This window comes from Amycolatopsis sp., assembly GCF_036008905.1.
In the GTDB taxonomy this organism is placed as follows: Bacteria; Actinomycetota; Actinomycetes; order Mycobacteriales; family Pseudonocardiaceae; genus Amycolatopsis.
The window spans coordinates 1-14,692 of record NZ_DASYMU010000084.1; the positions used below are offsets into that span (position 1 = coordinate 1).

13 protein-coding genes and 1 pseudogene are annotated in these 14,692 nt (G+C 67.3%); 5 read left to right on the plus strand and 9 right to left on the minus strand.

Features of this window, described 5'->3' with window-relative positions; translation table 11 throughout:
• Positions 1-128: 128 nt before the first annotated feature.
• A complete protein-coding gene (locus VGP60_RS15720) occupies positions 129-497 on the minus strand; it encodes an ArsR/SmtB family transcription factor (protein WP_414640357.1) in 369 nt (122 codons plus the stop codon).
• 47 nt (positions 498-544) lie between these two features.
• Between VGP60_RS15720 and VGP60_RS15725 the strand changes: the two genes are divergently transcribed.
• Positions 545-1,381 carry an SDR family NAD(P)-dependent oxidoreductase gene (locus VGP60_RS15725; RefSeq protein ID WP_327548741.1) on the plus strand — a complete coding sequence of 279 codons (837 nt, stop codon included), beginning with the start codon at positions 545-547 and terminating at the stop codon, positions 1,379-1,381.
• 55 nt (positions 1,382-1,436) lie between these two features.
• Here VGP60_RS15725 and VGP60_RS15730 read toward each other — a convergent pair whose 3' ends face one another.
• From VGP60_RS15730 to VGP60_RS15750, 5 genes are all read right to left on the minus strand, one after another.
• Positions 1,437-1,772 carry a hypothetical protein gene (locus tag VGP60_RS15730; protein WP_327548742.1) on the minus strand — a complete coding sequence of 112 codons (336 nt, stop codon included), beginning with the start codon at positions 1,770-1,772 and terminating at the stop codon, positions 1,437-1,439.
• Between the two features lie 94 nt (positions 1,773-1,866).
• Positions 1,867-2,511 carry a response regulator transcription factor gene (locus tag VGP60_RS15735; protein ID WP_327548743.1) on the minus strand — a complete coding sequence of 215 codons (645 nt, stop codon included), beginning with the start codon at positions 2,509-2,511 and terminating at the stop codon, positions 1,867-1,869.
• A gap of 4 nt (positions 2,512-2,515) precedes the next feature.
• Positions 2,516-3,721, minus strand: coding sequence for a sensor histidine kinase (locus VGP60_RS15740; protein ID WP_327548744.1), 1,206 nt, complete (start codon positions 3,719-3,721; stop codon positions 2,516-2,518).
• Between the two features lie 81 nt (positions 3,722-3,802).
• Positions 3,803-6,349 carry an ABC transporter permease gene (locus VGP60_RS15745; RefSeq protein WP_327548745.1) on the minus strand — a complete coding sequence of 849 codons (2,547 nt, stop codon included), beginning with the start codon at positions 6,347-6,349 and terminating at the stop codon, positions 3,803-3,805.
• 3 nt (positions 6,350-6,352) lie between these two features.
• Entirely contained in the window at positions 6,353-7,111 is a 759-nt protein-coding gene (locus VGP60_RS15750) for an ABC transporter ATP-binding protein (RefSeq protein ID WP_327548746.1), read from the minus strand.
• 193 nt (positions 7,112-7,304) lie between these two features.
• Here VGP60_RS15750 and VGP60_RS15755 point away from each other — a divergent pair, with 193 nt between their 5' ends.
• Positions 7,305-8,447, plus strand: coding sequence for a serine hydrolase domain-containing protein (locus tag VGP60_RS15755; protein ID WP_327548747.1), 1,143 nt, complete (start codon positions 7,305-7,307; stop codon positions 8,445-8,447).
• A gap of 59 nt (positions 8,448-8,506) precedes the next feature.
• Here the strand turns inward: VGP60_RS15755 and VGP60_RS15760 are convergent, their stop codons facing one another.
• On the minus strand, positions 8,507-8,647 hold the full coding sequence (locus VGP60_RS15760; protein WP_327548748.1) for a hypothetical protein: 141 nt from the start codon (positions 8,645-8,647) through the stop codon (positions 8,507-8,509).
• 147 nt (positions 8,648-8,794) lie between these two features.
• Here VGP60_RS15760 and VGP60_RS15765 point away from each other — a divergent pair, with 147 nt between their 5' ends.
• Positions 8,795-12,040 carry a DEAD/DEAH box helicase gene (locus tag VGP60_RS15765; RefSeq protein WP_327548749.1) on the plus strand — a complete coding sequence of 1,082 codons (3,246 nt, stop codon included), beginning with the start codon at positions 8,795-8,797 and terminating at the stop codon, positions 12,038-12,040.
• A gap of 168 nt (positions 12,041-12,208) precedes the next feature.
• Here the strand turns inward: VGP60_RS15765 and VGP60_RS15770 are convergent.
• A pseudogene (locus VGP60_RS15770) lies at positions 12,209-12,399 on the minus strand (23S rRNA (adenine(2503)-C(2))-methyltransferase RlmN); the annotation flags it as partial.
• A gap of 125 nt (positions 12,400-12,524) precedes the next feature.
• On the opposite strand from VGP60_RS15770, the gene VGP60_RS15775 reads away from it, so the two are divergent.
• Positions 12,525-12,941, plus strand: a complete 417-nt coding sequence (locus VGP60_RS15775; RefSeq protein WP_327548750.1) for a prevent-host-death protein — start codon at positions 12,525-12,527, stop codon at positions 12,939-12,941.
• Positions 12,938-13,363, plus strand: a complete 426-nt coding sequence (locus tag VGP60_RS15780; protein ID WP_327548751.1) for a cytotoxic translational repressor of toxin-antitoxin stability system — start codon at positions 12,938-12,940, stop codon at positions 13,361-13,363. Before VGP60_RS15775 ends, VGP60_RS15780 begins: the two co-directional genes overlap by 4 nt.
• A gap of 183 nt (positions 13,364-13,546) precedes the next feature.
• Here the strand turns inward: VGP60_RS15780 and rlmN are convergent, their stop codons facing one another.
• Positions 13,547-14,668: a 23S rRNA (adenine(2503)-C(2))-methyltransferase RlmN gene (rlmN, locus tag VGP60_RS15785; RefSeq protein ID WP_327548752.1), complete on the minus strand. Its 1,122-nt coding sequence runs from the start codon at positions 14,666-14,668 to the stop codon at positions 13,547-13,549.
• Positions 14,669-14,692: the final 24 nt, after the last annotated feature.

The following is a 14,692-nucleotide window of genomic DNA, read 5'->3' on the forward strand; positions in this document are numbered from 1 at the left end:
CGTCACCGCCCGTTGATCAGCGATGCCGCAACCGGCCCGTTTGCGACGTTCACCGTCCCCAACGGCACGTTTGCGACATGCCGAGGCACGCCATATTCGCCTTACCCATCAATAACGCGGTTACGTGCTTACGACTCCGCCAGCACGAGAGCGAGCAGGCCGGGGAATCGCGCGTCGAACTCCTCGCGCCGAAGCCGGTTGAGCCGTCGCGGCCCTTTGTCCACCTGCTCCAGCAGCCCGGCCGCGCGCAGTACCGCGAAGTGGTGGCTGGCCGTGGCCTTGGACACCGGCAGCGTGAAGGTCCCGCAGGCCCGCGTGAAATCGGGTTCGGACGACAGCTCGCGCAGGATCGAGCGCCGCACCGGGTCGGCGAGCGCGTCGAGGGCGCCCTGCAACGGGACTTCGGCCGGGTCGGTGTGGACCAGGTTCCGGGTGCGGCGCGTGGCTGGCTCGGCGATGACGTCCTCCGCTTGACATGTTAGATCGCCATCGTACACTGGCGAGTGTTCGAGTTGGATCAAACACTCTCAGGAGGTTCACCGTGGTGATCGCCGTGGTAACCGGAGCGAGCCGAGGCGCGGGCAAGGGCATCGCCGTCGCCCTCGGCCAGTCGGGCGCGACCGTCTACGTGACCGGACGCAGCAAGCTGCCGGCCGATTCGCCCTACGGCGGCACGATCGCGGAAACGGCGGCACTCGTAAACGAAGCGGGAGGCAAGGGCATCCCCGTCGCCGTCGACCACGCCGACGACGAAGCCGTGGCGGACCTGTTCGCCCGAGTGAAACGCGAGCACGGAAGTCTCGACATCCTGGTCAACAACGCCGCCAATTTCACCGGCATGCCCACGTCCGCCGGCTTCTGGGAAAAGCCGCTCGACGCCGCCGATATCCTGACCGTCGGCCTGCGCTCCCACTACGTCGCCGCCTTCCACGCCGCTCCCCTGCTGATCGCCAACGGGCGCGGCCTGATCGTCAACACCGGTCACTACGGCTCGGTGGCCTACTACCACGGACCTGCTTACGGGGCACAGAAAGCGGGCTCCGACAAGATGGCCGCCGACATGGCGAAGGAACTGCGCCCGCACGGCGTCGCCGCCGTCTCGATCTGGATGGGCGGCCTCGACACCGAACGCTCCCGCGCCTATCTCGACACACTGCCCCCCGAATCCCGGCCCGCCGCCAAGCGCGAATCGCCGCAGTTCACCGGCCGCGTGATCGCCGCGCTCTACGCGTCCGACGACCTGATGAGCTACTCCGGCCGCGCGCTGATCAACGCCGAACTGGGCGCGCAGCTGGGTGTCACCGACATCGACGGCAGCATGCCGCTTTCCTCGCGCTACACCTTGGGCGGCCCGCCGGAACTCCACGCCAGCCTGCGGTGAGCCAACGCGGGACTCGCGGCCGGCGCGGTTCGCCGCGGCCGTCCTCCGTCATCCGTCAATAGCCCCGCCCGCCGGGCTGGGTTTCCTTCCACTCCTCGTAGAACATCGCACCCACGTCGGAAACCGGCCGATACGAGACCCCGCCGAGAACGAGAACGCCCACCACCGCGAGGATCCACGCCCCGCGGACGGTCTCGGCGCGGCGGGACCGGCGCCACAGCACCACCGCGATCGGGAAGCCCACGATGATGGGAAAGGCGATACCCATCATCTCGTTCGTGACCCTGCCCTTGGACAACTGCGAGACGAATGCCATCACCACAATGGCGAACACGGGCACCATCACAAGTCCGAGCAGCACCAGGACCGTCATCAGCACGATCGGCGGCATCCGCGAGGCAGCGGTCTTGGCGATTCCATAGCCGCCGAGCGTAGCGGTTGATGGTCACCCGATATCGCGGGCAGCGGCGAAAAGTGCTGGCAAATCAGGCTTTCAGGTACGCGAGGACGGCCAGCACGCGCCGGTGACCGGCGTCCGTCGAGGGCAGGCCGAGTTTGGCAAAGATGTTGCCGATGTGTTTGTGCACCGCGCCGTCGCTGACGACCAGCATGCCGCCGATCGTGGTGTTGGAATGGCCTTCCGCCATGAGCTCCAGCACTTCGCGCTCGCGAGGGGTCAAGGCCTGCAACGGGTCGTCGGCGCGGCGGCGTACCAACAGCTGCGCGACGACCTCGGGGTCCATCGCGGTGCCACCGGCGGCGACCCGGTGCAGCGCGTCGAGGAAGTCGGCGACCTTTCCCACCCGTTCCTTGAGCAGGTAGCCCACGCCGCCGGTGCCGTCCGCCAGCAGGTCGGTCGCGTAGCTCTCCTCGACATGCGCCGAGAGCACGAGCACCGCGAGGCCGGGCCATCGGCGGCGCGCTTCGACGGCGGCGCGCAGTCCCTCGTCGCGGAACGTCGGCGGCATCCGGACGTCCACCACCGCGACGTCCGGGGTGTCGGCCGCGATGGCCGTCAGCAGATCTTCGGCGTTGTCGACGGCAGCGATGACATCCATGCCCTCGGCACGCAGCAGATGGGTCAGACCCTCCCGGAGGAGGGCGTCGTCCTCGGCGATCGCGATGCGCACGGGGTCATGGTCCCGCAGGGATGTCCACTCGCAGCACAGTGGGTCCGCCGAGCGGGCTGACCAGGCTCGTTCGGCCGTCGAAAGCGGCGATCCGGCGGCGGATCCCGACCAGGCCGCTGCCCTGTGCCTCGTCGGCGCCGCCGTGGCCGTCGTCGGTGACTTCGACGACGATGTTTTCGCCCTCGGTGCGCAGGCTCACGGTGATCCGCTCCGCCCCGCTGTGCTTGACGGCGTTGGTGAGCGCCTCGGCCACCACGAAGTAGGCCGCCGCCTCCACTGCCGCGGGCAACCGGGGCATCGGCTGCTCGTCGAGGGTGCACGGGATCGCGCAGTGCGACACCAGCGAGGCCACCGCGCCGCTGAGGCCACGGTCGGCCAGCACCGGCGGGTAGATGGCGCGCACCACCTCACGCAGTTCGGCGAGCGCGTCTGTCGCCGCGTTCTGTGCGGTGAGCACCATCGGCAGGGCCACCGCGGGGTCGCGTTTCAGCGCCCGTTCCACCATGCCGAGGTGCATCACGACAGCGACGAGCCGGTTCTGCGTGCCGTCGTGGAGGTTCCGCTCGATCCGCCGCAATTCGGCGCCGTGCGCTTCGAGCGCGGCGGCCCTCGTCGCGGTGACCTCGGCGAGTCGTTCGACGAGCGTGGCCTTCGGCGGCGCGAGCCGGGCCGCACTGACCCTCGAATACCACCGGGCCAGCGGCGGCACCAAGAGCAAGCCCAACGCGGCGTAACCGGCGGCGGTGAGCACCGCCAGGCCCGAGTCACCCCACGACGTCATCCGCATTTCCAGTGTCGTCGTGATCCCCGGGAAAGCCGGCCAGACCACGGCGACCACGAGATTCTGCAGCACCCCCGTCAGCGACGCGAGCGCCAACGAACCGACCACCATGCCGACGCTGCCTTGCAGCGCGAGCCACCGGATGTCGCGATGGGTGTGCGAACTGGTCATCACCTTGGCGAAATCCCCCTCCACCGCCGGCGGCGACGGAATGGGCGTCGCCAGGTACCGGCCGAGCCGTTGCCGTTCGGCCGCCGCGAGACGGGCGATGCGACGCACGATCCGCGGCAGCAACGGCAGTGTGACGACGAAAACCACGCTCAGGAACAGGCCGACGAACAGGAACAGGGCCGCGAAACCGACTAGGGCGGTGAAGGCGAGGAACTTCCACGCCCGCACCTTTGGCCGCGCCACGGCGGGTTCAGTCACGACGACAACTCCTTGGGAGGTGGGGCGATGGGCCTGAGGGCGCCCATGATCGCACGGTGGAAATCCAGGTCGCCGCGACCACTAAGCACCGGAGCCGACCGCGTCGACCGGACGGCCGCGCAGGGACGAGCGGGTGGCGAACACGATCGAGGAGAAGCCGATCACCGCGGCCACCAGCACGATCGCCCCGGCCACCAACGGTTCGACGGCCGGCAGGACCCGCCCGGTGGTGGCGACGCTGATCCCGATCAGGGGCACGGCCGACGCCGCGGCGCCGATCAGCGTGGCCGCGACCACCACGATGCCCGCCTCCAGCGTCATCATCCGCCGCACGTGCCGCCGCCCGGTACCGATCAGCCGCAGCATGGCGAACTCGCGTGACCGCGCGCCGGTGGCCATCACCAGCGTGTTCACCACCGCGATGACCAAGTACAGCAACAGCAATCCGTTGCCGATCAGGTTCGTCGAGGACTGCTGCCCCCGCTGTTCGCTCTGCGCCGCGGTGAACGCGGACCTGTCGAGCACGCCCAGTCCGGGGTGTCCGGCGGACAGTCCTTGCAAGGCGGCGCCGAGTGCGCCGAGGTCCGTGCCCTCGGCGGCCGAGACCAGGACGGAGTCGTCGAGCCGGTCGGTGGTGTGCTCGGCGAGCAGGTCGTGGGGCAGTGTGACGTCGCCGAACCCGAGCCCGCGCTGGTAGACCGCGACCACGCGAAGCCGTTGCTCCGCACTGTCTCCGAGGTGGACTTCCACGGTGTCGCCGACGCCCGCGCCGGCGGTTCCGGCCAGCGACTCGCTGAGCGCGACAGTGTCACCGCGCAATTCGCCGAGAGAGCCGGAGCTCACCGCGAGATCCAGTGCCCGGCCGAGGTGCTCGGCCGCGATCCCTTGGGCCGCATAGGATTCGGCCTGAGGATCCCCCAGCGACGTGTACGCGATCACGACCTGGCTGCGGACCACCGGCATCGCCGAGGCCACCCCTGGCACCTTCCGCACCGCGCCGGCCACGTCCGGGGACAGCCCGGTTCCGCCGCTCGCCAGCACGAAGTCCGCCGTCATCCCCGTCCGGGCTTCGTCGGCCGCGGCGGCTTCGGCGGTGGTGAGGCTGAAGATCTGCACCGAGGCCATCGCCATGGCCAGCGCGAGCGGGACGACCGCGCCGCTGAGCCGCCGCGAGTTCGCCTTCACGTTGGCCACCGCGAGATACCCGCTGATCCGGCCCAGGGTGAGCACCGGCGCGAGGAGCCGGGTGACGCCCTGCACGAGGTACGGGCCGAGCACGGCCGCGCCGACCATCAGCAGCAGCACCGAACCCGCGGCGCCGGCGAGCGCCGCCGGACCGGGGATCGCCAGTGGCAGGACCGTGCCCGCGGCCGACCCGGCGATGACGAGGGCGAAACCGAACGTAAGACGCTTCTTCCCGAGCGCAGCGGGTTCGACCGCCGCTTCGCCGAGCGCGTCGACGGGGTTGGCCTTGGCGAACCGCCGCACCGCGAAGTACCCGGCGCCCAGTCCGCTCAGCACGCACAGCACCGCCGCGGCCAGCCCGGGCAACGGGCTGTACGTGAGCGCGAAGTCCGCCGGCAGCACGCCGACACCGGCGAAGGCGTCCCGCAGGAACCCCGCCGCGACGAAACCGGGAAGACACCCGAGCACGCCGCCCGCCACGGACACCAGGAGCGTTTCGGCACCGATCATCCGGTGGATCTGCCGCGGAGTGGCCGCGATCGCCCGCAACACGGCGAGCTCCCGGCGTCGCTGCTGGATCGACAGACCCAGTGTCGAAGCGACCACGAACAGCACGATCATGGCGACGGTGCCCATGAGCGAACCGGACAGCGCGGTCAGGAAACCCCGCGCCTGCCCGACATCGAGGAATTCGACGTCGCCGAGGTCCTGTCCGGTGTAGGCGGCCAGCGGGACGTCGGGCAGTGCGGCGGTGATCCGGTCGGCCAGGTCCCCGGCGTCCACGCCCGGTGCGGCGATGACCCCGAGCGCGGTGATCCGGTCCGGCGTACCGGACAGCGCGGACGCTGTCTGGTCGGTGAAGAACGCCGCCGACTGGCGGGTCAGCGACGGCGCCGAAGCGATGCCGGCCACCCGGTATTCGGCCACGTCCGAACCGGCGGTGATGCGCACACTGTCCTCTATGGACAGTCCGGCAGCCGTGGCCGATCCGGCGTCGAGCACGACGTCACCCGGCGCCTGCGGCTGTCTTCCCGCGGTCAGGGTGAAGGGCGCGAGCCCGGCGGACGACCAGCCGTGCGCGTACAGCGGGACGTCGCCGCGTCGCACTTCCCCTTGCCCGGTAACGAGATTCACCTCGACGCTGCGCTCGGGTACCGCGCTCGCGACACCCGGAACCTTGGCGACCCTGGCGGTGATATCGGCGGGCAACGAGACCCGTTCGGAGAACGACGGGCTCATCGGTGCGGACGTCTCGAGGTTCTGCTGTCCGCCGAGCATCACCGAAGCGGCGGCATAACGTTCGGCGGCGACACCGGACCGCAGCCCGGATTCGAGCAGGACACCACTGGCGGTGATCACCGTGGCGCCGAAGAACAGGGCGACGAAAGCCGCGATGAACCCGCCGCGGCGGGCTTTGACTGTGCTCCAAGCGAGATCGAACATGGCTCAGACCTCCCCGAGGTGGGTCATCCGGTCGGACACCTGCGCGGCCGTGGGCCGGTGGAGCTCGCCCGCGAACCGGCCGTCGGCGAGGAACACGACCGAGTCGGCGTACGAAGCGGCGACCGGGTCGTGGGTCACCATCAGCACGGTCTGTCCGAGCTCGCCGACGAGCTGCCGGAACAGTTCGAGCACCTGACGGCCGGTGCGCGTGTCGAGGGCACCGGTCGGTTCGTCCGCGAGGACCACGTCGGGCCGGTTGACCAGCGCGCGGGCGATCGCGACCCGCTGCTGCTGGCCACCGGAGAGCTGGGCGGGCCGGCGGTCGAGGTGTCCGCCCATGCCGACCCGCTCGAGCACTTCCCGCAGCCACGCGCGGTCGACGGCTTGCCCGGACAACCGGGGCACGAGCGCGACATTCTGTTCGACGGTCAGCGCGGACATCAGGTTGTAGGCCTGGAAGACGAAGCCGACCCGCTCACGCCGCACCGCGGTGAGCTTGGCCTCACGCAGCCCGGACAGCTCGACGTCGCCGAGCCACACCTTGCCGGCCGTCGGCCGGTCGAGCCCGGCGGCGCAGTGCAGGAAGGTGCTCTTGCCCGAACCCGACGGGCCCATGACCGCGGTGAAGGTGCCGCGGGTGAGCCCGATCGACATCTCGCGCAGCGCGGTCACCGCCGTTTCACCGGTGCCGTAAGTCTTGGTCACGGCGTCGAGGCGCAGTGCGGTCGTGCCGACCGGTGCGCTGGCCAGTCTGGTGTTCATCCGGGGCTCCTTTTCTGGGATCGGCACCCAACTTATGGATCACCAGGGGTCCCGGAACATCCCGCGCGGGGCCATCCCGTGGTAGAGCCAGCTCTACCTTCGAGTCGGCCGCTGGCCGGATGTCGCCACCGCGCCCGGTCGCGCAGGATCAGTGGCATCACCAAACGAAATCCGTTGCCACGAAGGAGAAACCATGTCTCGCCGGAACAGTCTCAAGATGGTCGGCACACTCGCAGCCCTGTGTGCCCTGGCCGCCGGAGTGACGGCGACAGCGTCGACTGCCTCAGCCGAAAGCGACAAGTCCCGTGACGTGGTCCAGAGTGGACTGAACGACTTGGTGGGCCAGGGCTTTCCCGCCGCACTCGCCGCCGTGCACGGCCGGGACGGCCGCAACCGCAACTACACCGCGGGCGTCGGCGATGTCGAAACGAACGCCAAGGTGCCCGTCGACGGCCAGGTGCGCATCGGCAGCAACACCAAGACGTTCACCGCCGTGGCCGTCCTCCAGCTCGTCGGCGAGGGCAAGATCGACCTGGCGGCGCCGATCGAGAAGTACCTGCCGAACCTGTTGCGGGGTCAGGGAATCGACGGCCGGAACATCACCGTCCACCAGCTGCTGCAGCACACCAGCGGCCTGCCCGACTACACCGACACGCTGGGCGCGGACATCTCGGAGTTCCAGCACACCTACCTCGACGCGCGCACCCTGATCGACCGGGCGCTGGCGAAGCCCGCGACCTCCGTTCCCGGCACGGCCTTCAGCTACAGCAACACCAACTACATCGTCGCGGGCCTGCTCCTCGAGAAGGTCACCGGCCGTCCGGTGATGGAGGTGATCACCAACCGGGTGATCAAGCCCGCGGGCCTGCACCACACCTACTACCCGCCGGTCGGCGAAGAGCGGATCCGGGAACGCCACGCCAAGGGCTACGACCGGGCCACCGGCGGCAAGCCTCTGCGCGACGTCGACGAAATCGACGGTTCGTGGGCCGGGGCCGCCGGGCAGATGGTCTCCACCCCCACCGACGTCAACGCGTTCTTCAGCGCCCTGCTCGGCGGCAAACTGCTCCCGCCCGCGCAGCTCGCCCAGATGCGCACCACCGTCGAAGCCACCGGCCAGCTGCCCGGTGAGCGCTACGGCCTCGGCCTGTCCAGCACCCCGCTGAAGTGCGGTGGCCTCATGTGGGGCCATGGCGGCGACATCTTCGGCTACCACACCGTCAACGGCGTGACCGACGACGGCCGCGGCGCCGCTCTCGCCGTCACGGCTCTGCCCAAGTCGCTCGAAGAGGTCGTGGGCACCGTCCACGTCATCGAAGACGCCCTCTGCAAGTAGGCCCGGCAGACAGAAAAGCCCCCGACCGGCCGGTCGGGGGCTTTTCTCGGCTTCGGCGACTACTGGCAGGCTTCGCAGTCCGGGTCCTCGATACGGCAGGCGGCGCCGTCGGTGAGCTCGAAGTCGAAGTCGTCGAGCGCCGGAACCACAAAGGATTCCGCCTTCGGCGAAGCCGTGGCCGTGTCGATCGTCGCAGACATGTCTGTCCTCCATGGACTCGCCGGAGATGTTCTCATCTACATGTAGCGCCGGTCGATCACGGTTATTCCCACATGTGGGGGTCAGTTCTCTTCGGCTGCCAACTAGCCACAAGCGGCTCCGGCACGGACAGGCGCTACCGTCGTGGCATGCAACTGGTCACCTTGCCCGACGTCGATCCCGCGGACCTCGAGGACGCCGTCGGCAGGACAACCTATGCGAGGGGTGCCCAGTACGCCCGGCAGCACGCTGTCATCGCGATGCGGTGGGACGCGACGAGCGGCGCGCTCCACGGGCAAGTACAAGGGACTTACCTGTACGACTCGACGGCGTATTTCTCGGCTGTCGACGACGAGCACCTGGAGTTCGAACAGGGCGAGTGCAGCTGCCCGGTCGGGTTCGACTGCAAGCATGTCGCCGCCCTGGTGCTGACGGCGATCGACGTCAACCCGCCAAAGCGCGCTTCGCCACCGGCGTCCGCTCACGGCCCGAAACGCGAAACCTGGGAGAAATCCCTGGACTCGCTGCTCAAACCCGGGACAGCCGTTCCATTGGGCGGCTCGACAGAGGTACCGCTGGCAGTCGAGCTGACGCTATCCGACGGTGCCCACCCGGCGCTGGTCGCACGGTTGGTGCAGCCGGGCAGGAACGGCTGGGTCGGCACCGGCTTGAGCTGGAGCAAGCTGAGTTCCCCACATCACTACCGCGGTCACCTCGCCTCACACGTGCGGGTGCTCCAGGACATCTTTTCGGTCTACAAGTCGCGTGACCATCAGCGGGGCCATTACAGCTACAGCGACGAGAAGACGATCGACCTGTCCGCGTTCGCCAGCCGCCAGCTCTGGCCGCTGCTGGACGAGGCCTACGCGGCCGGCGTGCGGCTGGTCCACAGCAGGAAGCACCTGGGCGAGGTGGAGCGGTACGGCTCCGCCGAGCTTTACCTGGACGTGACCCGCGGCAAGAGCGCCCGAGCACTCGACGTCAACCCGCTAGTCCGCGTCGACGGCACGGAAACAGACGTTCAGCCGATCCGGTTCATCGGGGCCGAGGGCCATGGACTCGTCTATGTCGACCGTGCGGACGCCCAGCGGACCACCCAGCGTTCGGGCTGGCGGCTCCGGCTGGCCAAACTCGATTCTCCGACACCGGCCCACCTGCAGCAGATGGTGCTGGAGAACCAATCCCTGCGGATTCCCGCGGCGGGAGTGCCCCGGTTTCGTGAGGAGTACTACCCACGACTGCGGCACGTGGCCGGGGTGATCTCGTCCGACGAAGCCTTCACCCCACCGGCGATTTCCGACCCGACGCTGGTCATGCGAGCGACCTACGGCAAGCGCCACTCCATGGATGTCAGCTGGGAATGGGCCTACCACATCGACGATTCGAGGCTGCGCGTTCCGCTGCACGCGACGTCGGAGGACGGATACCGGGATCTCGACCGGGAGCGCGCAGTCCTGGCCGACCTGGACGTCCCGATCGACCAGCGCACTCTCGGCGGCATCGACACGATGCGGTTCACCACCGAGGTGCTGCCGCTGCTGGCCGACCGGCCAGGGATCGCGGTGGAGGTGAGCGGGGAGCCGGCGCACTACCGGGAGGCGGGCGACTCGCTGTCCATCGGCCTGTCGACCTCCGCTGCCGCGGGCGAGACGGATTGGTTCGACCTCGGGGTGACCATCACCGTGGAAGGGCGGCAGGTTCCGTTCACCAGTGTGTTCCTGGCCTTGGCGAACGCCGAGTCGCACATGCTGCTCCCCGACGGGGCCTACTTCTCCCTGGAGAAGCCTGAACTACAGACCCTGCGAAAGTTGATCGAAGAAGCGCGAGCGCTCCAGGACGCACCCGGCGACCGGCTCAAAATCAGCCGTTTCCAGGTAGGGCTGTGGGACGAACTGTCCGCTCTCGGCGTGGTCGGCCGACAGGCCAGGGCGTGGAAAGAGCAACTGGCCGCACTGCGGTCGATCGACACCGTCGACTCGACGGAACCCCCTGCGACACTTTTGGCGAACTTGCGCCCTTATCAGCTGGACGGATTCCGCTGGCTGGCTTTTCTGTGGAAGTTCCAGCTCGGCGGCATCCTCGCCGACGACATGGGGCTGGGCAAGACACTGCAAACGCTCGCCTTGATCAGTCACGCCAACCAGGCCGACCCGGCCATTTCGCCGTTCCTCATCGTGGCACCGACCAGCGTCGTGCCGAACTGGGCGGCCGAAGCAGCACGCTTCGCGCCCGACCTGAAGGTGGTGACGATCTCCGACACACTGGGGCGTCGCAGCCAAACGCTCGATGAAATCGTCGCGGACGCCGATGTGGTCGTCACCTCGTACACGCTGTTCCGGCTCGACATCGACGCATATGCCGAACAGCCCTGGTCCGGACTGGTTCTCGACGAAGCCCAGTTCACCAAGAACCACCATTCGAAGATCTACCAGTGCACGCGGCGACTCCCGGCACCGTTCAAACTCGCCATCACCGGCACCCCGATGGAAAACAACCTGATGGAACTGTGGTCACTGCTGTCGATCACCGCACCCGGCCTGTTCCCCAGCCCTACCCGATTCGACCACTATTACGCCCGCCCGATCGAAAAGCGGGGCGACACCGAACTTCTCGCACAATTCCGCCGCCGCATCAAACCGCTGGTCAAACGGCGCACCAAGGAACAGGTGGCCACCGATCTCCCCTCGAAACAGGAACAGCTCCTGGAGGTGGAGCTACATCCGCGACACCGAAAGGTCTACCAGACCCATCTGCAGCGAGAGCGGCAAAGAGTCCTCGGCCTGGTCGACGACATGAACAAGAACCGGTTCGCCATCTTCCGGTCCCTGACCCTGCTGCGCCAACTGAGCCTGCACGCCGGGCTCGTCGACGAGAAGCATCGAAATCTCCCCTGCGCCAAGGTCGACGCACTTCTCGAACAGCTTCACGACGTGACAGACGGCGGACATCGGGCCCTGATCTTCAGCCAGTTCACCGGTTTCCTCGACATCGTGCGTGAGCGCCTGGACGCCGACGGAATCGAGTACTGCTATCTCGACGGTAAAACGCGGAACCGGGCCAAGGTTCTGGAGCGCTTCAAGAACGGGTCCGTTCCCGTGTTTCTCATCAGTCTCAAGGCAGGCGGCTTCGGGCTGAACCTGACCGAAGCGGACTACTGCTTCCTGCTCGACCCCTGGTGGAATCCCGCCACCGAAACACAAGCCGTCGATCGGACCCATCGCATCGGACAGACCCGGAACGTCATGGTCTACCGCCTGATCGCCAAGAACACCATCGAAGAGAAGGTGATGGCGTTGAAGGCGAAGAAAGCGGAACTGTTCTCCAACGTCATGGACGACGGGAACGCGTTCGGAACAGGCCTGGACGCCGACGACATCCGCGGTCTCTTCACCTAGGCAAGGCCACGAGGCCACCTTTCCTCGGCCACGCGGTGAAGGAACCTTGAGGGACTCAGAAGGCCTGACAGGGGTACACAATTCACATATTCACCATGGCGCTCGCGACAGCGAACGCGCGGCTGCGATCCAGAAGCACGCCGCTTCCTTCATGAGACCCCGGCTTGACTCAGCTCTCGCCGACCAGCTGACCGCGGCGATCTTTCGACCACCGGTGTGGCGAACCGTGCAGGCCACCGGCGTTAGATCAGGCGCACAAACTCACGCTCGACCGGCTTCGGCGCCGCATCCCACTTCGAACCCGGCGTCGGGTTCCACGGGATCACATTCGTGTTATGTGCCAGACCGAAATCAAGCCTATAGCTGACAAATCCGACGTCGAGACGGCGATATCTCAACACGGCGAGTGGTCTAAGTACTTGACGTACTTGACGTACTTAGAGATGACCGGCAGACTAGTTGAGGATTGACCCGGGAGGTTGCCATGTCCGCTGTTCACTACGACAGCTACACCGACGCTCGCACTCATCTGAAGGACCTGTTGGACGCAGCAGAGAGCGGGCGTACCGCCACCGTTCGACGTGACTCGGTCACGACCGCCGTTGTAGATGTTGAACGCTTGCGTCACTTTCTCGCGTCGATCGTTCCCTCACAGGCCCAAGTCGTTCCGGAGGCCGGGGGCTGGTCGGTTTTCATCCCAGGGCTACCTGTAGCCGCTGATGGCGAGTCGTTCGACGAGGCCATCACCGAGATGATCGATGCGCTACGAGAGTATGCAGAGGACTGGCAGGACCGACTCTTGAATACTCCGAACCATCGGGACAACTGGGGATTAGTCCAACTAATCAGCTTCAGCAATGACGACCAACTTCGTCGCTGGCTCGTTGGTGCTGAGCGGTGACCTGGCCACAGCCAACGCGCAAGCATCACGAAACCTTCTGTCAAGTTGAGGAATGGCGCCGAGTGCGGGACGCCCGAGGGCGAGCCGGCACACATCACCTCACTTACGAACTCGATCTCATCGACGGCAGGATCCTGCGAACACGCATCTCACATCCGGTGGATCGCAGCAACTACGGGCAAAGCTTGTGGAAGCACATCCTCCGCGATCAACTTGAGGTCGATGAAACGCGGTTCTGGTCGTGTGTGCAGGATCGTGTCAAACCAGACCGTGGCACGCCTGAACCACCAACGACGGCCCTCCCTGCGGACCTCGTATACATGCTGATCTCCCGCGTTGGCATCGACGAGTCCGAGATTGCCGGGATGACCAAGGACGAGGCGATCGTCAGGCTGCAGCGCCACTGGACCGAGAGCAGCTGAAGGTACAAACGCCGGTGGTCGGGGATCGGCATTTGGACGCTGACTCCCGACCACCGGCAGGGCCGAATCATTCGGTCGACGTCACCTGGCAGTCCCCCGGATCGGCAAGGAGCTGGTCAAGGAGAACCTCCTCGTGCAACGCAATCTGATGCCGCACGTAGAGATCACGGTACCGACAGAGAATCAGCCTTCGGCGGCCAACTGGCCACAAGCGGCGGCGATCTCCTGGCCACGGGTGTCACGAACCGTGCAGGCCACACCACCGGCGTTGACCAGACGCACGAACTCACGCTCGACCGGCTTCGGCGCCGCGTCCCACTTCGAACCCGGCGTCGGGTTCAACGGGATGACGTTGACGTGCACCAGGTGACCGAGGTGCTTGCGCAGCACCTTCGCCAGCAACTGCGCCCGCCACGGCTGATCGTTGATGTCCCGGATCAAGGCGTACTCGATCGACACCCGGCGGCCCGACGTGTCCGCGTAGTAGCGCGCGGCCGACAAGACCTCGTCCACCGACCAACGCTCGTTCACCGGCACCAACGTGTCACGCAGCTCGTCATCCGGCGTGTGCAGCGACACCGCGAGACGCACCTGCATCTTCTCGTCCGCCAACTTCCGGATCGCCGGCGCCAGACCCACCGTCGACACCGTCACCGAACGCTGCGAAATACCCAGGCCGTCCGGCGCCGGATCCGTGATCCGGCGCACCGCCGCAACCACCCGCTTATAGTTCGCCAAAGGCTCACCCATGCCCATGAACACGATGTTCGACAGGCGGCCCGGGCTCGGGTTGCCGTGGGTGTCCGACATCAGTCCGTCGCGCATGACCGCGGCGGCGGAGCGGACCTGGTCGACGATCTCCGCGGTGGAGAGGTTTCGCTCGAGGCCACCCTGGCCGGTCGCGCAGAACGGGCAGGCCATGCCGCAGCCCGCCTGGCTGGAGATGCACAGTGTCGCGCGATCGGGGTAGCGCATGAGCACGCTCTCGATCAGCGTGCGGTCGTGTGCGCGCCAAAGGGTCTTGCGGGTGGTGCCGTCGTCGCAGGCCATGGCCCGGACTTCGGTCAGCAGCGGCGGCATCAACTCGTCGACGAGACGCTGCCGGGACTCGGCCGGGATGTCCGTCATCGCGGCCGGGTCGACGGTCAACCGCGAGAAGTAGTGATTGGACAGTTGCTTGGCACGGAAGGGTTTCTCGCCGAGTTCGACCACGGCGGCAGTGCGCTCGGCGGTCGAGAGGTCGGCAAGGTGGCGCGGCGGGAGCCCGCGGCGCGGCGCATCGAAAACAAGGGGGAGGGCAGTCATAGCACCTCTAGTGTCCCATGCCGC